The organism is Caldimonas tepidiphila, assembly GCF_003569765.1.
GTDB classification, from domain to species: Bacteria; Pseudomonadota; Gammaproteobacteria; order Burkholderiales; family Burkholderiaceae_C; genus Caldimonas; species Caldimonas tepidiphila.
Window position 1 is genome coordinate 21,114 of sequence record NZ_KZ983959.1, and the last position, 20,016, is coordinate 41,129.

General features: G+C 71.5%; 20 protein-coding genes. 11 read left to right on the top strand and 9 right to left on the bottom strand.

Translation table 11 applies throughout. The features are described from left to right. Nucleotides 1-9 precede the first annotated feature (9 nt). The gene (locus D3A59_RS01385) at nucleotides 10-498 is read left to right on the top strand and encodes an acyl-CoA thioesterase (RefSeq protein WP_119153205.1); all 489 of its coding nucleotides are present in this window, start codon (nucleotides 10-12) and stop codon (nucleotides 496-498) included. Nucleotides 499-547: 49 nt separating this feature from the next. Here D3A59_RS01385 and D3A59_RS01390 read toward each other — a convergent pair whose 3' ends face one another. Both D3A59_RS01390 and queA read right to left on the bottom strand, forming a co-directional pair. Next, on the bottom strand, nucleotides 548-928 hold the full coding sequence (locus D3A59_RS01390; RefSeq protein ID WP_119153147.1) for a c-type cytochrome: 381 nt from the start codon (nucleotides 926-928) through the stop codon (nucleotides 548-550). Between the two features lie 213 nt (nucleotides 929-1,141). Continuing rightward, nucleotides 1,142-2,209 carry a tRNA preQ1(34) S-adenosylmethionine ribosyltransferase-isomerase QueA gene (gene queA / locus D3A59_RS01395; protein ID WP_119153148.1) on the bottom strand — a complete coding sequence of 356 codons (1,068 nt, stop codon included), beginning with the start codon at nucleotides 2,207-2,209 and terminating at the stop codon, nucleotides 1,142-1,144. A 141-nt stretch (nucleotides 2,210-2,350) separates the two neighbouring features. On the opposite strand from queA, the gene recG reads away from it, so the two are divergent. The 5 genes from recG to D3A59_RS01420 all read left to right on the top strand — a co-directional run bounded on the left by recG (nucleotide 2,351) and on the right by D3A59_RS01420 (nucleotide 8,706). After that, nucleotides 2,351-4,348, top strand: a complete 1,998-nt coding sequence (recG, locus tag D3A59_RS01400) for an ATP-dependent DNA helicase RecG (protein WP_240635885.1) — start codon at nucleotides 2,351-2,353, stop codon at nucleotides 4,346-4,348. Nucleotides 4,349-4,579: 231 nt separating this feature from the next. Next, nucleotides 4,580-5,143: an alkyl hydroperoxide reductase subunit C gene (gene ahpC, locus D3A59_RS01405; RefSeq protein ID WP_119153150.1), complete on the top strand. Its 564-nt coding sequence runs from the start codon at nucleotides 4,580-4,582 to the stop codon at nucleotides 5,141-5,143. A gap of 237 nt (nucleotides 5,144-5,380) precedes the next feature. Further along, complete coding sequence (gene ahpF, locus D3A59_RS01410; RefSeq protein ID WP_119153151.1) at nucleotides 5,381-6,964, top strand: alkyl hydroperoxide reductase subunit F; 1,584 nt, start codon at nucleotides 5,381-5,383, stop codon at nucleotides 6,962-6,964. Nucleotides 6,965-7,219: 255 nt separating this feature from the next. Further along, entirely contained in the window at nucleotides 7,220-8,140 is a 921-nt protein-coding gene (locus tag D3A59_RS01415; RefSeq protein ID WP_119153152.1) for a LysR substrate-binding domain-containing protein, read from the top strand. Nucleotides 8,141-8,220: 80 nt separating this feature from the next. Beyond that, nucleotides 8,221-8,706 (top strand): Dps family protein, encoded by a 486-nt coding sequence (locus tag D3A59_RS01420; protein WP_119153153.1) that lies wholly within the window; start codon nucleotides 8,221-8,223, stop codon nucleotides 8,704-8,706. Between the two features lie 65 nt (nucleotides 8,707-8,771). On the opposite strand, the gene D3A59_RS01425 is transcribed toward D3A59_RS01420, so the two are convergent. Together D3A59_RS01425 and D3A59_RS01430 are read right to left on the bottom strand one after the other, a co-directional pair. Further along, the gene (locus D3A59_RS01425) at nucleotides 8,772-8,972 is read right to left on the bottom strand and encodes a hypothetical protein (RefSeq protein WP_119153154.1); all 201 of its coding nucleotides are present in this window, start codon (nucleotides 8,970-8,972) and stop codon (nucleotides 8,772-8,774) included. 53 nt (nucleotides 8,973-9,025) lie between these two features. Continuing rightward, entirely contained in the window at nucleotides 9,026-9,211 is a 186-nt protein-coding gene (locus D3A59_RS01430) for a DUF3606 domain-containing protein (RefSeq protein WP_119153155.1), read from the bottom strand. Nucleotides 9,212-9,315: 104 nt separating this feature from the next. On the opposite strand from D3A59_RS01430, the gene ubiA reads away from it, so the two are divergent. Further along, complete coding sequence (gene ubiA, locus D3A59_RS01435) at nucleotides 9,316-10,173, top strand: 4-hydroxybenzoate octaprenyltransferase (RefSeq protein ID WP_119153156.1); 858 nt, start codon at nucleotides 9,316-9,318, stop codon at nucleotides 10,171-10,173. A 33-nt stretch (nucleotides 10,174-10,206) separates the two neighbouring features. Here the strand turns inward: ubiA and proC are convergent, their stop codons facing one another. Both proC and D3A59_RS01445 read right to left on the bottom strand, forming a co-directional pair. Further along, a complete protein-coding gene (proC, locus tag D3A59_RS01440; protein WP_119153157.1) occupies nucleotides 10,207-11,019 on the bottom strand; it encodes a pyrroline-5-carboxylate reductase in 813 nt (270 codons plus the stop codon). A gap of 87 nt (nucleotides 11,020-11,106) precedes the next feature. Next, nucleotides 11,107-14,205 (bottom strand): L-glutamate gamma-semialdehyde dehydrogenase, encoded by a 3,099-nt coding sequence (locus D3A59_RS01445; protein WP_119153158.1) that lies wholly within the window; start codon nucleotides 14,203-14,205, stop codon nucleotides 11,107-11,109. 95 nt (nucleotides 14,206-14,300) lie between these two features. Here D3A59_RS01445 and D3A59_RS01450 point away from each other — a divergent pair, with 95 nt between their 5' ends. Continuing rightward, nucleotides 14,301-14,783 (top strand): Lrp/AsnC ligand binding domain-containing protein, encoded by a 483-nt coding sequence (locus D3A59_RS01450; RefSeq protein WP_119153159.1) that lies wholly within the window; start codon nucleotides 14,301-14,303, stop codon nucleotides 14,781-14,783. An 18-nt stretch (nucleotides 14,784-14,801) separates the two neighbouring features. Here the strand turns inward: D3A59_RS01450 and D3A59_RS01455 are convergent, their stop codons facing one another. Then, nucleotides 14,802-15,488 (bottom strand): YggS family pyridoxal phosphate-dependent enzyme, encoded by a 687-nt coding sequence (locus D3A59_RS01455; protein ID WP_119153160.1) that lies wholly within the window; start codon nucleotides 15,486-15,488, stop codon nucleotides 14,802-14,804. Between the two features lie 81 nt (nucleotides 15,489-15,569). On the opposite strand from D3A59_RS01455, the gene D3A59_RS01460 reads away from it, so the two are divergent. The 3 genes from D3A59_RS01460 to D3A59_RS01470 all read left to right on the top strand — a co-directional run bounded on the left by D3A59_RS01460 (nucleotide 15,570) and on the right by D3A59_RS01470 (nucleotide 18,728). Continuing rightward, a complete protein-coding gene (locus D3A59_RS01460; RefSeq protein ID WP_119153161.1) occupies nucleotides 15,570-16,613 on the top strand; it encodes a type IV pilus twitching motility protein PilT in 1,044 nt (347 codons plus the stop codon). Nucleotides 16,614-16,680: 67 nt separating this feature from the next. Next, on the top strand, nucleotides 16,681-17,817 hold the full coding sequence (locus D3A59_RS01465) for a PilT/PilU family type 4a pilus ATPase (RefSeq protein ID WP_119153162.1): 1,137 nt from the start codon (nucleotides 16,681-16,683) through the stop codon (nucleotides 17,815-17,817). A gap of 17 nt (nucleotides 17,818-17,834) precedes the next feature. Further along, entirely contained in the window at nucleotides 17,835-18,728 is an 894-nt protein-coding gene (locus D3A59_RS01470; RefSeq protein ID WP_119153163.1) for an NAD(P)-dependent oxidoreductase, read from the top strand. Between the two features lie 49 nt (nucleotides 18,729-18,777). Here the strand turns inward: D3A59_RS01470 and D3A59_RS01475 are convergent, their stop codons facing one another. Then, a complete protein-coding gene (locus D3A59_RS01475; RefSeq protein ID WP_119153164.1) occupies nucleotides 18,778-19,419 on the bottom strand; it encodes a BON domain-containing protein in 642 nt (213 codons plus the stop codon). After that, nucleotides 19,419-20,012, bottom strand: coding sequence for a phosphoheptose isomerase (locus tag D3A59_RS01480; protein ID WP_119153165.1), 594 nt, complete (start codon nucleotides 20,010-20,012; stop codon nucleotides 19,419-19,421). The genes D3A59_RS01475 and D3A59_RS01480 overlap by 1 nt, the downstream gene beginning before the upstream one ends. Nucleotides 20,013-20,016: the final 4 nt, after the last annotated feature.

Below are 20,016 nucleotides of genomic sequence, written 5' to 3' on the forward strand. Positions count from 1 at the left end.
TCCCACATGATGAACCTGCCCAACCACCAGCTGACGATGACGGTGCTGATGACGCCCGACATGGCGAACTTCTCGGGCAAGGTCCACGGCGGCGCGCTGCTCAAGCTGCTCGACCAGGTGGCCTACGCCTGCGCGAGCCGCTACGCGGGGCGCTACGTCGTCACGCTGTCGGTGGACCAGGTCACCTTCCGCCAGCCGATCCAGGTCGGCGAGCTCGTCACCTTCCTCGCGTCGGTGAACCACACCGGCAGCTCGTCGATGGAGATCGGCATCAAGGTGGTGGCCGAGGACATCCGCAGCCAGGCGGTGCGCCACGCCAACAGCTGCTTCTTCACGATGGTGGCGGTGGACGACGACGGCCGGCCGACGCCGGTGCCGACGCTGGAGCCGGTCACGCCCGACGAGCACCGCCGCTTCGCTGCGGCACAGGTGCGCAAGCAGCTGCGCCGCGAGCTCGAGGCGCGCTTCACGCAGACGCGGCAGGCGCCGGGCGTCTGAGGCCGCCGCCCGCACGCCCGGCTGCCGCGAGGCGTGCGGGGCGGACCGCTCACTTCGCCAGCCCGAGGATCCACTGCACGAGCTGCTGCGCGTCCTCGCGCCTGATCGCCACCGCGTTGGGCGGCATCGACAGGCCGCTGACCTCGCCCTTCCAGTGGCTCTCGTAGGGGCTGGAGCCGCGCATCACCGTCTCGGTCAGCGCGGCAAGCGCGTTCGCGTCTCCCCGGTACTTCACCGACACGTCGCGCCAGGCCGGGCCGATCGGCTTGGCGCCGCCGGGGCCGGGACGGCCGGTCTCGATGCCGTGGCAGGCCGTGCAGCCGCTGGTCGCGGCGAGCTTGACCATCTGGTCGTCGCGCGCGTCGGCATGGGCCGGGGCGGCCACGGCGAACAGCAGCGCGAGGGCGGGGGCGGCAAGCGTCTTTCTCATCGGGTTCCTCCTGTTGACATCAAAGAAAAAGTGTCTTTCGGAGGAGCACGCTACCGGCGGCGCCCACCGCGCGATTGATGCCGCTCAAGCGCGGTCGGAGGCTGTGCCGCATTGGCGCAGGCCGCACGACCAACGGTTGCCGCCTGTCGCAGGCTGAAGCAGCCGCCCGGCGCCAAGCGAAAGCCGGGCCGGGCGGGCGCAGCCACTGCCGGCTCAGCGCCGCGGCAGCAGCATCGCGTCGCCGTAGCTGAAGAAGCGGTAGCGCTCCCGGATGGCGTGGCGGTAGAGCGCCATGATCGGCTCGTAGCCGGCGAAGGCGCTCACCAGCATCATCAGCGTGCTCTTGGGCAGGTGGAAGTTCGTCACCAGCAGGTCCGCGGCGCGGAAGGTGAAGCCCGGCGTGATGAAGATGTCGGTGTCGCGGCTGCCGGCCATGAGCTCGCCGGAGACGGCCGCCGACTCCAGCGCGCGCAGCGTCGTGGTGCCGACCGCGACCACGCGCCCGCCGGCGGCGCGCGTCGCGCGGATCGCGTCCACCGTCGCCTGCGGGACCTCGAACCACTCGCTGTGCATCCTGTGCTCGGCGATGTTCTCGACCCGCACTGGCTGGAAGGTGCCGGCGCCGACGTGCAGCGTGACGCTGGCGCGCGCGACGCCGCGCGCATCGAGCGCCGCGAGCAACGCCTCGTCGAAGTGCAGCGCCGCAGTCGGTGCCGCCACCGCGCCGGGCTTGTCGGCGAACACCGTCTGGTAGCGCCGCGCGTCGTCGGCCGAGTCCTCGTGCTCGATGTAGGGCGGCAGCGGCACGTGGCCGTGCGCCTCGAGCAGCGCGAAGGGGTCGGCGGGGAAGCGCAGGTGGAAGAGGCCGCCGTCGGGGCCGCCGCGGCCGAGCACCTCGGCGTCGAAGGCGTCGGCGAAGCGCACCGTGCTGCCGGGCTTCGGCGACTTGCTCGCACGCACGTGCGCGAGCACCTCGCAGCTGCCGGGCAGCACCCGCTCGACGAGCGCTTCGACGCTGCCGCCCGTGGCCTTGGCGCCGTGCAGCCGCGCCTTGATGACGCGCGTGTCGTTGAAGACCAGCAGGTCGCCGGGAGCGATCAGCGCGGGCAGCTCGCGGAAGACGCGGTCGACGGGCGCGTCGGCGCGGCCGTCGAGCAGGCGCGAGGCGCTGCGCTCGGCGGCCGGGTGCTGCGCGATCAGCTCGGGGGGCAGCTCGAAGTCGAAGTCGGAGACGGTGAAGGCGCGCGCGGCGCCGCGATCGGTGGGGGCGTGAGAGGACATGCCGTTGAGGGCCGGACGGACCCGTGCCAAGGAAGGGGGCAGAATTGTCCCATGTCGTCCCCTCTCCCCCGCGACCTCCCCGGCGATGCCCCCGCGGCCGCCCCGCCCCCGAAGAAGGACAAGTCCGCGCCGCAGCGCGCGATGGAGAAGCTCGGGCTCGTGCGCGACATCGACCTCGCGCTGCACCTGCCGCTGCGCTACGAGGACGAGACGCGCTTGACCTCGCTGCGCGACGTGCGCGAGGGCGAGACGGCGCAGATCGAGGGCGTGGTCGCGCACTGCGAGGTCTCGCTGCGACCGCGCCGGCAGCTGGTGGTGCGGCTGAAGGAGGGGCGCGAGGAGCTGATGCTGCGCTTCCTGCACTTCTATCCCTCGCACCAGAAGACCTTCGCACCGGGCGCGCGCATCCGCGTGCGCGGCGAGGTGCGCGGCGGCTTCTTCGGGCTGGAGATGGTGCACCCGAGCTTCCGGGCGGTCGACGAGGACACGCCCCTGGCCGAGGCGCTCACGCCCGTCTACCCGGCCAGCGCCTCGCTGCCGCAGGCCTACCTGCGCAAGGCAGTGGCCTCGGGACTGCAGCGCGCGCCGCTGCAGGAGCTGGTGCCGCCCGAGCTGCTGCCGCCGGGGCTGCCCACGCTGAAGGAGGCGCTGAACTTCCTGCACCACCCGACGCCCGAGGTGTCGCTCGCGACGCTCGAGGACCACAGCCATCCGGCCTGGCAGCGGCTGAAGTACGAGGAGCTGCTCGCGCAGCAGCTGTCGCAGCTGCAGGCGCAGCGCGAGCGCGCCGCGCTGCGCGCGCCCGAGCTGCCGCTGCGCCGCGACGGCCTGCAGGAGAAGCTGCTTGCCGCGCTGCCCTTCGCGCTCACCGGCGCGCAGCGTCGCGTCGTCGAGGAGATCGCGCACGACCTGGCGCGCCCGCAGCCGATGCACCGGCTGCTGCAGGGCGACGTCGGCTCGGGCAAGACGGTGGTCGCAGCGCTCGCCGCCGCGATCGCGATCGACGCCGGCTGGCAGTGCGCGCTGATGGCGCCCACCGAGATCCTCGCCGAGCAGCATTTCGCCAAGCTCGTGCAGTGGCTCGAGCCGCTGGGCGTCGGCGTCGCGTGGCTGACGGGCAGCAGGAAGGGCAAGGCGCGCGCCGAGATGCTCGCGCGCGTCGCCGACGGCAGCGCGCAGCTCGTCGTCGGCACGCACGCGGTGATCCAGGACCAGGTCGAGTTCGCGAAGCTGGGGCTGGCCGTGATCGACGAGCAGCACCGCTTCGGCGTCGCACAGCGGCTCGCGCTGCGCCACAAGCTCGAGAGCCAGGAGCTCGAGCCGCACCTGCTGATGATGAGCGCGACGCCGATCCCGAGGACGCTCGCGATGAGCTACTTCGCGGACCTAGACGTCAGCACGATCGACGAGCTGCCGCCCGGGCGCACGCCGATCGTCACGAAGGTCTTCGCCGACGCCAAGCGCGAGGCGGTGATCGAGCGCATCCGCGACGAGGTCGCGCGCGGCGCGCAGGCCTACTGGGTCTGCCCGCTGATCGAGGAGAGCGAGAAGATCGACCTGCAGAACGCCACCGAGACGCACGCGCAGCTGTCCGAGGCGCTCGCGGGCTTCGAGGTCGGGCTGCTGCACGGGCGCATGGCGCCGGCCGAGAAGGCCGCGGTGATGGCGCGCTTTTCCTCGGGCGAGATGAGCGTGCTGGTGGCGACCACGGTGATCGAGGTCGGCGTGGACGTGCCCAACGCGAGCCTGATGGTGATCGAGCATGCCGAGCGCTTCGGCCTGTCGCAGCTGCACCAGCTGCGCGGCCGGGTCGGGCGCGGCGCGGTCGCGAGCGTGTGCGTGCTGCTCTACACCACGCCGCTGTCGGAGACCGGCCGCTCGCGGCTGAAGGCGATGGCCGAGACCACCGACGGCTTCGAGATCGCGCGGCGCGACCTCGAGATCCGCGGCCCCGGCGAGTTCATGGGCGCGCGCCAGAGCGGCGCGCCGCTGCTGCGCTTCGCCGACCTCAACGAGGACGAGGCGCTGCTGAAGCAGGCGCGCCGCATCGCGCCGCTGATGCTCGATCGCCACCCTGACGCCGCACGCCGCCACGTGGAGCGCTGGCTCGGCGGCAAGGCGGAGTTCCTGAAGGCCTGAACCCGCCGCCGGCGCCCGCTTCCCCAATGCCCCCGGGGCCTTCCGGGCAGCCGCTTGCCCGCGGACCGGCAGCTCTGCTGCAATGCCCAGTTCCCGACTCTGCGCAAGCCCTGCGGCTTGCGCCTAAAGTCCGATAGGCAGTCTCAATCGCGGTCATTTATTAACTTTAACAATTGATCCTAGATTGCCGATAAGATTTCATCCATCCCATCAACCAACCCACTGCACGCCATGTCGCTGATCAACACGCAAGTCCAGCCCTTCAAGACCCAGGCCTTCCACAACGGCAAGTTCATCGAGGTCAGCAACGAGACGCTCAAGGGCAAGTGGTCCGTCCTGATCTTCATGCCCGCGGCATTCACCTTCAACTGCCCGACCGAAGTCGAGGACGCGGCCGACAACTACGCCGAGTTCCAGAAGGCCGGCGCCGAGGTCTACATCGTCACGACCGACACGCACTTCTCGCACAAAGTGTGGCACGAGACCTCGCCGGCCGTCGGCAAGGCCCAGTTCCCGCTGGTCGGCGACCCGACGCACCAGCTGACCAACGCCTTCGGCGTGCACATCGCGGAAGAAGGCCTGGCGCTGCGCGGCACCTTCATCATCAATCCGGAAGGCGTGATCAAGACGATGGAAGTCCACTCCAACGAGATCGCCCGCGACGTCAAGGAAACCCTGCGCAAGCTCAAGGCCGCCCAGTTCACCGCCGCCAACCCCGGCCAGGTCTGCCCGGCCAAGTGGAACGAAGGCGCCAAGACGCTGACCCCGTCGCTGGACCTCGTCGGCAAGATCTGACCTGACTTGTCCCACCCCCTACGCGCTTCGCGCGCCCCCTCGAGGGGGCACCGCCAGCGGCCCGGCGAAGCCGGTTCCGCGGCGGTCGCCGGGTGGGGGCTCCTCCCCTGCCCCCGGCCCGATCCCCGGATCAGGCCCCGCTGAAAGCGTCCCGCGGCTTGTCCCCGGACGCTTTCGACGGGGTCGGAACGCCTGCGCCCGAACCCGCCCGAATCTCCGCTGAACAAGGACCGCACCATGTTGGACGACAGCACCAAGGGGCAACTCGCCGCCTATTTCGAGCGCATCACCCAGCCGATCGAGCTGATCGCCTCGCTGGACGAGCGCCCCGCCTCGCAGGAAATGCGCGAACTGGTGAGCGAGATCGCCGCCATCGCCCCTGCCAAGATCAGCGCCCGCTTCGACGGCCGGGACGCGCGCCGCCCCAGCTTCCAGATCACCCGCGCCGGCAGCGACCTGGGCGTGCGCTTCGCCGCGATCCCGATGGGCCACGAGTTCACCTCGCTGGTGCTCGCGCTGCTGCAGGCCGGCGGCCACCCGCCGAAGCTCGAGGCCGACGTGATCGAGCAGATCAAGGCGCTGGACCCGGACGACAAGGGCGACTTCGTCTTCGAGACCTACATGTCGCTGACCTGCCACAACTGCCCGGACGTGGTGCAGGCGCTGAACCTGATGGCGGTGCTCAATCCGCGCATCCGCCATGTCGCGATCGACGGCGGCCTCTACCAGCAGGAGATCGAGGAGCGCCAGATCATGGGCGTGCCGACGATCTACCTCAACGGCCAGGTCTTCGGCTCGGGCCGCATGGAGATCGGCGAGATCCTCGCCAAGATCGACACCGGCGCGGCCAAGCGCGACGCCGCCAAGCTCAGCGCGAAGGAAGCCTTCGACGTGCTGATCGTCGGCGGCGGCCCGGCCGGCGCGGCCGCGGCCGTCTATGCGGCGCGCAAGGGCATCCGCACCGGCATCGTCGCCGAGCGCTTCGGCGGCCAGACGATGGACACGCTGGCGATCGAGAACTTCGTCTCCGTGATGGAGACCGAGGGGCCGAAGTTCGCCGCGGCGCTGGAGTCGCACGTGCGCGCCTACGACGTGGACGTGATGACGCTGCAGCGCGTCGAGCAGCTCGTGCCGCCCTCGCAGCCCGGCGCGTTCGCGACCGTGAAGCTCGTCAACGGCGCCGAGCTCAAGAGCCGCACCGTGATCCTGTCGACCGGCGCGCGCTGGCGCAACGTCAACGTGCCGGGCGAGCAGGAGTACAAGAACAAGGGCGTGGCCTACTGCCCGCACTGCGACGGCCCGCTGTTCAAGGGCAAGCGCGTCGCGGTGATCGGCGGCGGCAACTCGGGCGTCGAGGCGGCGATCGACCTCGCCGGCATCGTCGCGCACGTGACGCTGCTGGAGTTCAACGAGCAGCTGCGCGCCGACGCGGTGCTGGTCAACAAGCTCAAGAGCCTGCCCAACGTCACGATCCTCACGAACGCGCAGACCACCGAGATCACCGGCGACGGCCAGAAGGTCAACGGCCTGCGCTACAAGGACCGCGTCTCGGGCGAGGAGCAACTGGTGCCGCTCGAGGGCATCTTCGTGCAGATCGGCCTGGTGCCCAACACCGAGTTCCTGAAGGGCACGGTGGAGCTGAGCAAGTACGGCGAGATCATGGTCGACGCGAAGTGCCACACCAACCTGCCGGGCGTGTTCGCCGCGGGCGACGTGACCACGGTGCCGTACAAGCAGATCATCATCGCCACCGGCGAGGGCGCGAAGGCGGCGCTGTCGGCCTTCGACTACCTGATCCGCATGCCGGTCGCGGCACAGTGACCGGCCGGGGGCAGGCGCGACGCCGAGCGCCCTCCTCCATCGATGCGGGCCCCACGGGGCCCGCTTTTCTTTTCGGGCCACGGAGCGCGGCGGAGGAAGGCCCGCAGCGGCGGCGCGCGGATTGCAAGCGCCCACGGGACGTGCGCGCAAACCGTGACGCGCTGCACGCCGGCGGCGCATCCGTCGCACAATCGAAGCGATGAGCCCGACTGAATCCCTCTATCGGCCCGCCGCCTCGCACCGGAGGCCTGTGTCATGACGCTGACCGAACTGCGCTACATCGTCGCCGTCGCACGCGAGAAGCACTTCGGGCGCGCGGCGGAGGCCTGCTTCGTCTCGCAGCCGACGCTGTCGGTGGCGATCAAGAAGCTCGAGGAGGAGCTCGACGTGAAGATCTTCGAGCGCGGCACGAGCGAGATCAGCGTGACGCCGCTCGGCGAGGACATCGTGCGCCAGGCGCAGGCGGTGCTCGAGCAGGCCGCGGCGATCAAGGAGATCGCCAAGCGCGGCAAGGACCCGCTGGCTGGGCCGCTGCGCCTGGGCATGATCTACACGATCGGCCCCTACCTGCTGCCCGACCTGGTCAAGCAGGTGATCGAGCGCGTGCCGCAGATGCCGCTGATGCTGCAGGAGAACTTCACCGCGAAGCTGCTGGAGATGCTGCGCACCGGCGAGCTCGACTGCGCGATCCTCGCCGAGCCCTTCCCCGAGACGGGGCTGGCGGCCGCGCCGCTGTACGACGAGCCCTTCCTCGTCGCGGTGCCGAAGAGCCACCCGCTCGCCAAGCGGGAGTCGATCTCGTCGGAGGAGCTCAAGCGCGAGACGATGCTGCTGCTCGGCACCGGCCACTGCTTCCGCGACCACGTGCTCGAGGTCTGCCCCGAGTACGCACGCTTCTCGAGCGACGCCGAGGGCATCCGCAAGAGCTTCGAGGGCTCCTCGCTCGAGACGATCAAGCACATGGTGGCCTCGGGCATGGGCATCACGGTGGTGCCGCAGCTCAGCGTGCCGGCCGGCGGCTCCGAGCATGTCGTCTACGTGCCCTTCAGCGACCCAGTGCCCACGCGCCGCGTCGTGCTGGTGTGGCGCCGCACCTTCCCGCGCTACGAGGCGATCGCCGCGCTGCGCAATGCCATCTACGCCTGCGACCTGCGCAGCGTGAAGCGGCTGTCCTGAAGAACCCGGTGCGGCACGCGCCGTGCCGCAGCGATCCGTCCGTCCCGAAAACCCCCGCCTTTTTCCAGAAGGAGTTGCACATGGCGAAGAACCTGCAAATCAACATCGGCATCGACGAGGCCGACCGCGCGGCGATCGCAGGCGGCCTGAACAAGCTGCTGGCCGACACCTTCACGCTCTACCTGACCACGCACAACTTCCACTGGAACGTGACCGGGCCGCAGTTCAACACGCTGCACAACATGTTCATGGAGCAGTACACCGAGCTGTGGAACGCGGTCGACCCGATCGCCGAGCGCATCCGCGCGCTGGGCTTCCCGGCACAGGGCTCCTACGGCCAGTTCGGCGCGCAGGCCACGCTCGCGGACGTGCCGGCCGAGCCGCCCAAGGCGACCGAGATGCTGCGCATCCTGGTGCAGGGCCACGAGGCGGTGGCGCGCACCGCGCGCAGCCTCTTCCCCGCGGTCGAGAAGGCCTCGGACGAGCCCACCGCCGACCTGCTGACGCAGCGCCTGGACATCCACGAGAAGACCGCGTGGATGCTGCGCAGCATGCTGGAGGAGTGAACCTCCGCACGCAGGGGCGCTGAGGCGCCAGGGCGGGTGCGGCGCCCGCCCGATGGCGGCGCGGCTCAGGCGCCGCCGATGCCCTCGACGATCTTGCCCGTGCCCTGGCACTCGGGGCAGGGGCCGCCGTCGATGCGGCCGCTGCCGCCGCAGTTGCGGCACAGGTTCTCGCCGGTGCCGGGCGTCCCCGGGGGCGCCTCGTCGCCCGGGTTCATGTCCTGGCTGCCCTGCTGCGGGGCCGTCTTGCCTGATTCGCTGGTATTCACCTGAAGCTCCTTTCCTGCGTTGGACCCTGCGGTCCGTCCTGCGGGCGCGGCGCCTAGGCGGCGTGCGCCGCGAGGTACTCGCGCACCGCCTCGGCGTCGGTGCCGACGGCGGCCACCGCCTCGCGCAGCCGCGCCTCCGGCACCCCGAACTCCTCGATCCAGTCCTGCACCTCGATCGGGTCGTCGAGGTCGATGCGGGTGCGGTCGTGGATGCCGCCCCGGTCCCGTGTCTGGCTCATGTGCTGCCTCCGGCCTGTGATGGGTGTGCGCAGAGCCGGGCAGCACATCGCGTGCCTTGCACCCGCGAGGGGTGGCGCACGGCGCGCTGACGATAATCGCGCCCATGTCACGCCTCTCCCTCTACCTGCAGCTGATCCGCTGGGACAAGCCGGTCGGCTCGTTGCTGCTGCTGTGGCCGACGCTGGCGGCGCTGTGGATCGCCGCGGACGGCTTTCCCGGCTGGCACCTGATCGCGGTGTTCACGCTCGGCACTTTCCTGATGCGCTCGGCCGGCTGCGCCGTCAACGACGTGGCCGACCGCGACTTCGACCGCCACGTCAAGCGCACCGCCGAGCGCCCGGTGACGAGCGGCAAGGTCTCCCCGCGCGAGGCGCTCGCGCTCGGCGCCGCGCTCGCGCTCGCCGCCTTCGCGCTGGTGCTCACCACCAACGCCGCCACCATCGCCTGGTCCTTCGCGGCGCTCGCCGTGTCGATCTTCTATCCGTTCACCAAGCGCTTCTTCTCGATGCCGCAGGCGGTGCTGGGCGTTGCGTTCAGCTTCGGCATCCCGATGGCCTTCGCCGCGGTGCGTGGCGAGGTGCCGCTGCTGGCCTGGGCGCTGCTGCTGGGCAACCTGTTCTGGGTCGTCGCCTACGACACCGAGTACGCGATGGTCGACCGCGACGACGACATCCGCATCGGCATCCGCACCTCGGCGCTGACCTTCGGCCGCCACGACGTCGCGGCGGTGATGGCGCTCTACGGCGCCTACCTCGCCACCTGGGGCGCGATCGGCGCGGCGATCGGGCTCGGCTGGCCCTATGCGCTCGGGCTGCTCGCCGCCGCGGCGCAGATCGGCTGGCACTACACGCTGATCCGCGAGCGCGGCCGCGAGGGGTGCTTCCGCGCCTTCCGGCTCAACCACTGGGTCGGCTTCGCGGTGTTCGCGGGCCTGGTGCTCGACCGCGCGCTGGCGGGCTGAGCCCGCGGCACGCCGGCGCCGGCCGGGCGCCGCTCAGCGGCCGAACTCGTCGCCGAGCTCGCGCGCGCGCGCCTGCGCCGCCTGCATCGCCCGGACGAACGCGTCCTTCACGCCGGCCGCCTCCAGTGCGGTGAGCGCGGCGTAGGTGGTGCCGCCCTTGGACGTGACGCGCTCGCGCAGCACCGCCGGCGTTTCGCTCGAGCGCTCGGCGAGCTCGGTGGCGCCGCCGAAGGTCGCCAGCGCCAGCTCGCGCCCCTGCTCGGCGCTCAGGCCCATCGCCTGCGCCGCCTCGATCATCGCCTCGATGAAGTAGAACGCGTAGGCCGGGCCCGAGCCCGACAGCGCCGTGACGGCGTCGAGGTCCTGCTCCTGCGCCACCCACAGGCAGCGTCCGGTCGGCGCGAGCAGCTGCTCGACGCGCTCGCGCTCGGTGTCGGTGACCTCGGGGCGGGCGTAGAGACCGGCGATGCCGCGCCCGATCAGCGCCGGCGTGTTGGGCATGCTGCGCACCACGCGCTCGCTGCCGGTGGCCGCGACGATCGCCTCGCTGCGGATGCCGGCCATCACGCTGAGCTGCAGCGCACCCGCGACATGCGCGGCGCAGGGCGCGGCGGCCTCGCGGAAGACCTGCGGCTTGACCGCCCAGACGACGACGAACGCCTCGGCCAGCGTCGCGTCGGCCGCGGCGAGCGTGCGCACGCCGTGCGCCTCCTCGAGCCGCTCGCGCTGCGCCTCGTTCGGCTCGAGCACCAGGATGCTCTGCGGCGCGCGGCCGTTGCGGATCAGCCCGCCGAAGATCGCGGAGGCCATGTTGCCGCCGCCGATGAATGCCAGGGTATCTTTCATGTCGCTCCGTTCAGGGGTGGGTGGCGCCGCCCCGCTCCCCTGCGCGAGTCCTCGCGGAGGGACGGGCGGCAGCGCGAGCCCGGATTGTCAGCCCCCGCCGGCCAGCAGCGTGGCATTGCCGCCGGCGGCCGCGGTGTTGACGGTCACCGTCTGCTCGGCGCAGAAGCGCGGCAGGTAGTTCGGGCCGCCCGCCTTCGGCCCGGTGCCCGACAGGCCCTCGCCGCCGAAGGGCTGCACGCCGACCACCGCGCCGATCATGTTGCGGTTGACGTAGACGTTGCCGACGCGCGCGCGTGCCGCGATGCGCTCGGCGCGGCAGTCGATGCGCGTCTGCACGCCGAGCGTGAGGCCGTAGCCGAGCGCGTTGATGCGGCCGACCAGCGCGTCGACCTCGCCGCTCCAGCGCAGCACCTGCAGCACCGGGCCGAAGATCTCCTCGCGTACCGTGCCGAGGTCGGGCACCTCGAACGCGACCGGCGCGATGAAGCAGCCGTCGAGCCCCGCCGGCAGCGGCGTGCGCGCGACGAGCCGCGCCTCGCGCTCGAGCCGCTGCACATGGCGCGCGAGGCCGGCATGCGCCTCGGCGTCGATCACCGGGCCGACGTCGGTGGCGAAGTCGCCCGCATCGCCCACGCGCAGCGCGGCCATCGCGCCGGCGAGCATCTCGAGCAGCCCGTCGGCGACGCTGTCGTGCACGCACAGCAGCCGCAGCGCCGAGCAGCGCTGGCCGGCGGAGCGGAAGGCGCTCTGCACCACCGCGTCGATCACCTGCTCGGGCAGCGCGGTGGAGTCCACCACCATCGCGTTGATGCCGCCGGTCTCGGCGATCAGCGGCACGATCGGGCCCTCGCGTTCGGCGAGCGTGCGGTTGATCAGGCGCGCGACCGCGGTCGAGCCGGTGAAGCACACGCCCGCGGTGCGCGCGTCGGCGACGAGCGCGGCGCCGACCGTCTCGCCCGGGCCGTGCAGCAGCGCGATCGCGTCGTACGGCACGCCCGCCTCGCGCAGCAGCTCGACGAAGCGCTGCGCCACGCCCGGCGTCTGCTCGGCCGGCTTGGCCGCCACCGTGTTGCCGGCCACCAGCGCCGCCACCACCTGGCCGGCGAAGATCGCGAGCGGGAAGTTCCACGGGCTGATGCAGACGAACACGCCGCGGCCGTGCAGCCTCAGCTCGTTGCGCTCGCCGGTCGGGCCGGGCAGCAGCTGCGGCGCAAGGCGCGCCTCGGCCTGCTGCGCGTAGTAGCGGCAGAAGTCGATCGCCTCGCGCACCTCGGCGACGCAGTCGCCCGGCGTCTTGTGCGCCTCGCGCACCAGCAGCCCGCAGAAGGCGTCGAAGCGCGCCTCGAGCAGGTCCGCCGCGCGGCGCAGCACCGCGGCGCGCTCGGCCAGCGGCTGCGCGTTCCAGCCCGGGAAGCCCGCCTGCAGCCGCGCCATCGCGGCGGCGGCGTCGGCGGGAGTCGCCTCGCGCACCGCCGGCACCCGCGCGCCACGCGCCGCGGCAAGCAGCGGCTCGCGGTGCACCGGGCTCGCGAGGTCGCGACCGGCCGAGTTGGGGCGCCCCGGCCCGTACAGCGCCACCGGCAGCGGCAGCCTGGGCCCGGCCGCGGGCGCGTCGCCCAGCGGCGACGCGAGCAGCTCGGCCGGCGCCACCTGCTCGTCGGCGAGCTGGTGCACGAAGGACGAGTTCGCGCCGTTCTCCAGCAGCCGCCGCACCAGGTAGGCGAGCAGGTCGCGGTGCTCGCCGACCGGGGCGTACACGCGCAGCGCCGGCGGCGCCGGCCGGCCCGGGCGCTCGCGCATCACCTCGCGGTAGACGGCCTCGCCCATGCCGTGCAGGCGCTGCATCTCGAAGGGCGCACCGCGCTCGCGCGCCATGTTCAGCACCGCGGCGATCGTCGCGGCGTTGTGGGTCGCGAACTGCGGGAACACCGCGGCCGGCGCGCCGTCGGCGCCGGGCAGCGCCGCGTCGAGCAGCATCTGCGCGCAGGCGAGGTAGGACAGGTCGGTGTGCGCCTTGCGCGTGAAGACCGGGTAGCCGGCGAGGCCGAGCTCCTGCGCGCGCTTGATCTCGCCGTCCCAGTACGCGCCCTTGACGAGCCGCACCATCAGCCGCAGCCCGTGTGCGCGCGCGAGCCGCACCACCTCGCTCACGGCCTCCGGCGCCCTTGTCTGGTAGGCCTGCACCGCGAGGCCGAAGCCCTGCCACCGCGGGTGCTCGCGGGCGATGCGCGCGCACAGCGCGTCGAGCAGGTCCAGCGACAGCTCGAGCCGCTCGCTCTCCTCGGCGTCGATCGTCAGGTTCAGGTTCGCGCGCGCGGCCTGCTCGCACAGGCGCCACACGCGCGGCAGCAGCACCGCGAACACGCCCTCGCGCTGCGCCTCCTCGTAGCGCGCGTAGAGCGCGCTGAGCTTGATCGAGATGCCGTCGGCGTCCTCGGGACGCGACGCGACGCGGCCCTCGGCGATCGCGCGCAGGGCATGGGCATAGGAGGCGAGGTGGCGCTCGGCGTCCGCGTCGGTGCGCGCGCCCTCGCCGAGCATGTCGTAGCTGAAGCGCAGCCGCGGCTGCTCGCGGCGCTGCGCGGCGGCCTGGCCGCGCGCCTCGCCGATGGTCTGGCCGAGCACGAACTGGCGGCCGAGCAGCTGCACCGCGCGCACCGTCGCGGCGACCACGGTGCGCGCGCCCAGGCGCTGCAGCACGCCGCCGCCGGCGCCGTCCTCCGGCAGCAGCCTCTTCGACAGCGCGAGCGCGCTCGCCGACAGGCTCGCGAGCAGCGGGTGGGCGCTGTCGCCGTGCGCGCCGAAGTCGGCACGGCCCAGCTGGTCGGCGGTGAGCGCGATCGCGGTCTCGGCGTCCGGCACGCGCAGCAGCGCCTCGGCCAGCCGCATCAGCGCAAGCCCCTCGGCGCTGGAGATCGGGTACTCCTTCAGCAGCGACTCCATGGCCCAGAACGGGGCCGGCTGGCGGCGCACCGCCTCGACCCAGGGGGTGGCGAGCGCGACCACCTCGCCCCAGCGCAAGTGCGGCGAGAGTTGCCGCTGCAGCGCCGCGAGCACCTCGGCCTCGTCGCGCCAGGGCACCGGCAGCCGCGCACGTGCAGCGGCGGGCGGCGGGAAGCCGCCCGGTGGCGGGACCGGCGCGGCGACGCCGGGCGAAACGGTGGAGTCGAGGGCGGCGGCTTGCATGGCGACAGTCCTTCAGTTGAATGTCTTGCTAGGTTACGCCGATCGATCTAGGATAATTCTCCGATCTTCAGCAAACCGAGAGAGGAAAATAAGGAATGAAGGCCGCCACGGAGGAGTACCGGGATCTCGACAAGATCGACCGCAAGATCCTGCGCGTGCTGCAGCAGGACGGCCGCATCGCCAACCTGAAGCTGGCCGAGACGGTGCACCTGTCGCCCACCGCGGTGCTCGAGCGGGTCAAGCGCCTGACGCGCGAGGGCTACATCCTCGGCTACGAGGCGCGGCTGAACCCCCTCAAGCTCGGGGCCGGGATGCTGGTGTTCATCCAGGTCATGCTCGACCGCACCACGCCGGACGTGATGAACGCCTTCCGCGCCGCGGTGCAGGCGCGCCCCGAGATCCTCGAGTGCCACCTGGTGGCCGGCGGCTTCGACTACCTGATCAAGGTGCGCGTGGCCGACATGCCGGCCTACCGGGAGCTGATCGGCTCGGTGATCTGGTCGCTGCCGGGCGTGCGCGAGACGCACACCTACGCGGTGATGGAGGAAGTGAAGAACACGGGACAGCTGCCGATCTGAGGCACCACCGCGCCGCCTTCAGCGCGCGCCGAAGATCGCGGTGCCGACGCGCACGATCGTCGCGCCCTCGGCGACCGCCGCCTCCAGGTCGGCGCTCATGCCCATTGACAGCGTGTCGAGTCCGAGCCCCTCGCCGCGCAGGCGCTCGAGCAGCGCGCGCAGCGCGCGGTGCGGCGCGCGCTGCGCATCGAAGTCCGCGGCCGGCTCGGGAATGCTCATCAGCCCGCGCAGCCGCAGCCCCGGCAGCGCCGCCACCGCGTGCGCGAGCGCGGGAAGCTCCCCGGGCGCGACGCCGCTCTTGCTCGCCTCGCCGCTGACGTTGACCTGCAGGCAGACCTGCAGCGGCGGGAGTTGCGGCGGGCGCTGCTGCGACAGGCGCTGCGCGATCTTCAGCCGGTCGACCGAGTGCACCCAGTCGAAGTTCTCCGCCACCACGCGCGTCTTGTTGGCCTGCAGCGGGCCGATCAGGTGCCACTCGATGCGCGCGCGCTCGGCGGCGAGCGCGGCGATCTTGTCGAGCGCCTCCTGCACGTAGTTCTCGCCGAAGCAGCGCGCGCCGGCGTCGAGCGCCTCGCGCACCGCGTCCGCGCCGAAGGTCTTGCTGACCGCCAGCAGCGTGACGCTGTTCTCGCTGCGGCCGGCTGCCGCGCACGCGGCCGAAATCCGCGCTCTTACTTTTTGTAGCCTGTCCGGGATCGTCGCCATAATGGCGCAGCTTAAATGAGCCGCGCCCGGGCTCGAGCCGAACATTCACCGCCCCTGGCGGCGAGGGAAGTAAGAAGCTTCATGGACATCACGCAACTGCTGGCGTTTTCCGTCAAGAACAAGGCCTCCGACCTGCACCTGTCCGCGGGCCTGCCGCCGATGATCCGGGTGCACGGCGACGTGCGCCGCATCAACGTCGACCCGCTGGACCACAAGCAGGTCCACTCGATGGTCTACGACATCATGAACGACTCGCAGCGCAAGGCCTACGAGGAGACGCTCGAGTGCGACTTCTCGTTCGAGATCCAGGGTCTCGCGCGCTTCCGCGTCAACGCCTTCAACCAGAACCGCGGCGCCGGCGCCGTGTTCCGCACCATCCCGAGCAAGATCCTGACGCTCGAGCAGCTCAACGCGCCCAAGATCTTCGGCGACCTCGCGCTCAAGCCCCGCGGCATGGTGCTCGTGACCGGCCCGACCGGCTCGGGCAAGTCCACCACGCTCGCGGCGATGATCAACCACCTCAACGAGACCGAGTACGGCCACGTGCTCACCGTCGAGGACCCGATCGAGTTCGTGCACGAGTCGAAGAAGTGCCTGATCAACCAGCGCGAGGTCGGGCCGCACACGATGAGCTTCAACAACGCGCTGCGCTCGGCGCTGCGCGAGGACCCGGACGCGATCCTGGTGGGCGAGATGCGCGACCTCGAGACCATCCGCCTGGCGCTCACCGCCGCCGAGACCGGGCACCTCGTGTTCGGCACGCTCCACACCTCGAGTGCCGCCAAGACGATCGACCGCATCGTCGACGTGTTCCCCGCGGCCGAGAAGGAGATGGTGCGCGCGATGCTGTCCGAGGCGCTCGTCGCGGTGATCTCGCAGACGCTGTGCAAGCTCAAGGACGGCAGCGGCCGCGCCGCGGCGCACGAGATCATGCTCGGCACCTCGGCGATCCGCAACCTGATCCGCGAGAACAAGATCGCGCAGATGTACTCGGCGATCCAGACCGGCAACAGCCTCGGCATGCAGACGCTCGACCAGAACTTGACCGATCTGGTGCGCCGCAACATGATCAGCCCCGCCGAGGCGCGCGCGAAGGCCAAGTTCCCGGAGAACTTCCCCGGCTGAGCCACGCGTCGCACTGCGGCGGCCGCGCCCGTCGCGGCCGATTCCCACCCCCTTTTTCCGGATCCGCATGGAACGCGACCAGGCCTCCAAATTCATCAACGACCTGCTGCGCCTGATGATCTCGCGCGGCGGCTCGGACCTGTTCCTCACCGCCGACTTCCCGCCGGCCTTCAAGATGGACGGCCGCGTCACCAAGGTCTCGCCGCAGCCGCTGACCGCGCAGCACACGATGGCGCTGGCTCGCTCGATCATGAACGACCGCCAGGCCGCCGAGTTCGAGCGCACCAAGGAGTGCAACTTCGCGATCTCGCCGCAGGGCATCGGGCGCTTCCGCGCCAACGCCTTCGTGCAGCAGGGCGCGGTCGGCCTGGTGCTGCGCGTGATCCCGCAGACGCTGCCCGAGCTCGACGCGATGGGCATGCCCCCGGTGCTCAAGGACATCACGATGACCAAGCGCGGCCTCGTGATCCTGGTCGGCGGCACCGGCTCGGGCAAGAGCACGACGCTCGCGGCGATGATCAACCACCGCAACACCCACTCCTACGGCCACATCATCACGATCGAGGACCCGGTGGAGTTCGTGCACCCGCACAAGAACTGCATCATCACGCAGCGCGAGGTGGGGCTCGACACCGAGAGCTGGGACGCGGCGCTGAAGAACACGCTGCGCCAGGCGCCCGACGTGATCCTGATGGGCGAGATCCGCGACCACGAGACGATGGAGCACGCGGTGGCCTTCGCCGAGACCGGCCACCTGTGCATGGCCACGCTGCACGCCAACAGCGCCAACCAGGCGCTCGACCGCATCATCAACTTCTTCCCCGAGGAGCGGCGCGGCCAGCTGCTGATGGACCTGTCGCTGAACCTGAAGGCCCTGATCTCTCAGCGCCTCGTGCCGCGCCAGGAGGGCAAGGGGCGCGCGGCGGCGGTGGAGATCCTGATCAACTCACCGCTCATGTCCGACCTGATCTTCAAGGGCGAGACGGCCGAGATCAAGGAGGTGATGAAGCGCTCGCGCGAGGCCGGCATGCAGACCTTCGACCAGGCGCTGTTCGACCTCTACGAGAACAACATCGTCAGCTACGAGGACGCGCTGCGCAACGCCGACTCGCTCAACGACCTGCGCCTGCAGATCAAGCTGCACAGCCAGCGTGCGCGCGGCAGCAACCTCGAGTCGGGCACCGAGCACCTGACGATCCTTTGAAGTACCCGGGAATCCCCATGAGCAGCAAGACCTACGAACCCGTCGCGCCCCGCAAGGTGGCCTTCCTCGGCCTCGGCGTGATGGGCTGGCCGATGGCCGCCCACCTGCTGCGCGCCGGCCACGACGTGACCGTCTACAACCGCACCGCGGCGAAGGCCGCGCAGTGGGTGGCCGAGCACGGCGGCCGCGCGGCCGCGACGCCGCGCGAGGCGGCGCAGGGCGCGGCGCTGGTGTTCGCCTGCGTCGGCAACGACGACGACCTGCGCTCGGTGGTGCTTGGCGCGGACGGCGCCTTCGCCGGCATGGCGCACGGCGCGATCTTCGTCGACCACACCACCGCCTCGGCCGACGTGGCGCGGGAGCTCGGCGCCGAGGCGCGCTCGCGCGGCCTGGCGTTCGTCGACGCGCCGGTCTCGGGGGGCAACCTCGGCGCGATCAACGGCGTGCTGACGGTGATGTGCGGCGGCGAGGCCGACGCCTTCGACGCGATGCGCCCGGTGGCGATGGCCTACTCGCGCGCCGTCACGCTGCTCGGCCCGGTCGGCGCGGGGCAGCTGGCGAAGATGGTCAACCAGATCGCGATCGCCGGGCTGCTGCAGGGCCTGTCCGAGGCGGTCGCCTTCGGGCAGAAGGCCGGCCTCGACATGGAGGCGGTGCTGGCGGTGATCGGCAAGGGCGCGGCGCAGAGCTGGCAGCTCGAGAACCGCGGCCCGACGATGGCGCGCGGCGAGTTCGACTTCGGCTTCGCGGTCGACTGGATGCGCAAGGACCTCGGCCTGTGCCTGGACGAGGCGCGCCGCAACGGCGCGCGGCTGCCGGTCACCGCGCTGGTCGACCAGTTCTATGCCGACGTGCAGGCGATGGGCGGCGGCCGCCAGGACACCTCGAGCCTGGTGCGCCGGCTGCGCTGAGGAAGGCCGCGCCCGGCGTGGCCGGCGCGGCGACGGGCATCCTGCCGCGTCAGGACGCGGAGCGCGGCTGCAGGCTCATCAGCTCGCTGTCGCTGACGATCTCGACCACGCGCACGACCCGCTGCACCCCGGGCACCGCGCTCGCCAGCAGCGCGGCGCGCTGCGCCTCGCGCTCGGTGACGCGGCCCATCAGGTAGATGATGCCGCGCTCGGCGACGACCTTGAACGCGGCGGCCGAGACGTTGCCGTCGTTGGCCAGCGTCGCCTTGACCTTGCCCGCCAGCAGCGCGTCGTTGGAGCGCGAGGTCAGCGAGCTGTTGCCGGCGACCGCGATCTCGTTGACGACCGTCTTGACGTTGTCGATGCTCGCCACGGTGCGCTCGATCGCCTGGCGCTCCATCTCGTTGCGCGCCTCGCCGGTGAGCAGCAGCACGCGGTTGTAGCTGGTGGCGTTGACATGCGCGCGATCGCCGACCGACTCGCGCAGCCGGTTCGCGGCCTTGGTCTCGATGATCTGGTCCTCGAGCTGGGTGCCGGCGGTGCGGCGGTCGCTCGCCACCATCGCGCTGCCGGCGATCGCGCCGCCGATCAGCAGCGGCGCACAGGCCGACAGCGTGCTTGCGAGGCCGGCGGCCGCCAGCAGCAGCGCCCCCAGCCGGATGCGGCCCGAAGCCGCCTGGTTCTTGCTCATCACTCCTCCTGATCTCCGAGCAATTGGGCGTCCACCGCATCGCACAGGCAGTGCAGCGCGAGGATGTGGACCTCCTGGATGCGGGCGGTGCGCTCGTGCGGCACGCAGATGTGCACGTCGGTCTCGGCGAGCCGCTCCTTCATCTGGCCGCCGCCGCGGCCGGTGAACGCGATCACCGTCATCTCGCGCTCGTGCGCCGCCTCCACCGCCGCCATCACGTTGGCCGAGTTGCCGCTGGTGGACAGCGCCAGCAGCAGGTCGCCGGGCTGGCCGAGCGCCTGCACCTGGCGCGCGAAGACCTGCGAGAAGTCGTAGTCGTTGGCGACCGCGGTCAGGATCGAGGTGTCGGTGGAGAGCGCCAGCGCCGCGAGACCCGGGCGCTCGCGCTCGAAGCGGCCGACGAACTCGGCGGCGAAATGCTGCGCGTCGCTCGCCGAGCCGCCGTTGCCGCAGACCAGCAGCTTGCCGCCGGACGTGATGCAGCCGATCACGGCGTGCACCGCGTCGGCCAGCGGCCGCGCGAGCGTCTCGGCCGCCTGGTACTTCAGGTCGGCGCTCTCGAAGAACTGTTGTTGGATGCGTTGCTCAAGCATGGCG

Excerpts from the sequence above, each read along its gene's own strand:
- D3A59_RS01480 (WP_119153165.1), bottom strand. The coding sequence starts at position 20,012 with ATGCTTGAGCAACGCATCCAACAACAGTTCTTCGAGAGCGCCGACCTG.
- D3A59_RS01390 (WP_119153147.1), bottom strand. The coding sequence starts at position 928 with ATGAGAAAGACGCTTGCCGCCCCCGCCCTCGCGCTGCTGTTCGCCGTG.
- D3A59_RS01460 (WP_119153161.1), top strand. The coding sequence starts at position 15,570 with ATGGACATCACGCAACTGCTGGCGTTTTCCGTCAAGAACAAGGCCTCC.
- D3A59_RS01450 (WP_119153159.1), top strand. The coding sequence starts at position 14,301 with ATGAAGGCCGCCACGGAGGAGTACCGGGATCTCGACAAGATCGACCGC.
- ubiA (WP_119153156.1), top strand. The coding sequence starts at position 9,316 with ATGTCACGCCTCTCCCTCTACCTGCAGCTGATCCGCTGGGACAAGCCG.
- D3A59_RS01445 (WP_119153158.1), bottom strand. The coding sequence starts at position 14,205 with ATGCAAGCCGCCGCCCTCGACTCCACCGTTTCGCCCGGCGTCGCCGCG.
- D3A59_RS01415 (WP_119153152.1), top strand. The coding sequence starts at position 7,220 with ATGACGCTGACCGAACTGCGCTACATCGTCGCCGTCGCACGCGAGAAG.
- ahpC (WP_119153150.1), top strand. The coding sequence starts at position 4,580 with ATGTCGCTGATCAACACGCAAGTCCAGCCCTTCAAGACCCAGGCCTTC.
- ahpF (WP_119153151.1), top strand. The coding sequence starts at position 5,381 with ATGTTGGACGACAGCACCAAGGGGCAACTCGCCGCCTATTTCGAGCGC.
- D3A59_RS01455 (WP_119153160.1), bottom strand. The coding sequence starts at position 15,488 with ATGGCGACGATCCCGGACAGGCTACAAAAAGTAAGAGCGCGGATTTCG.
- queA (WP_119153148.1), bottom strand. The coding sequence starts at position 2,209 with ATGTCCTCTCACGCCCCCACCGATCGCGGCGCCGCGCGCGCCTTCACC.
- D3A59_RS01420 (WP_119153153.1), top strand. The coding sequence starts at position 8,221 with ATGGCGAAGAACCTGCAAATCAACATCGGCATCGACGAGGCCGACCGC.
- proC (WP_119153157.1), bottom strand. The coding sequence starts at position 11,019 with ATGAAAGATACCCTGGCATTCATCGGCGGCGGCAACATGGCCTCCGCG.
- D3A59_RS01430 (WP_119153155.1), bottom strand. The coding sequence starts at position 9,211 with ATGAGCCAGACACGGGACCGGGGCGGCATCCACGACCGCACCCGCATC.
- D3A59_RS01465 (WP_119153162.1), top strand. The coding sequence starts at position 16,681 with ATGGAACGCGACCAGGCCTCCAAATTCATCAACGACCTGCTGCGCCTG.
- D3A59_RS01470 (WP_119153163.1), top strand. The coding sequence starts at position 17,835 with ATGAGCAGCAAGACCTACGAACCCGTCGCGCCCCGCAAGGTGGCCTTC.
- D3A59_RS01385 (WP_119153205.1), top strand. The coding sequence starts at position 10 with ATGAACCTGCCCAACCACCAGCTGACGATGACGGTGCTGATGACGCCC.
- recG (WP_240635885.1), top strand. The coding sequence starts at position 2,351 with ATGGAGAAGCTCGGGCTCGTGCGCGACATCGACCTCGCGCTGCACCTG.
- D3A59_RS01475 (WP_119153164.1), bottom strand. The coding sequence starts at position 19,419 with ATGAGCAAGAACCAGGCGGCTTCGGGCCGCATCCGGCTGGGGGCGCTG.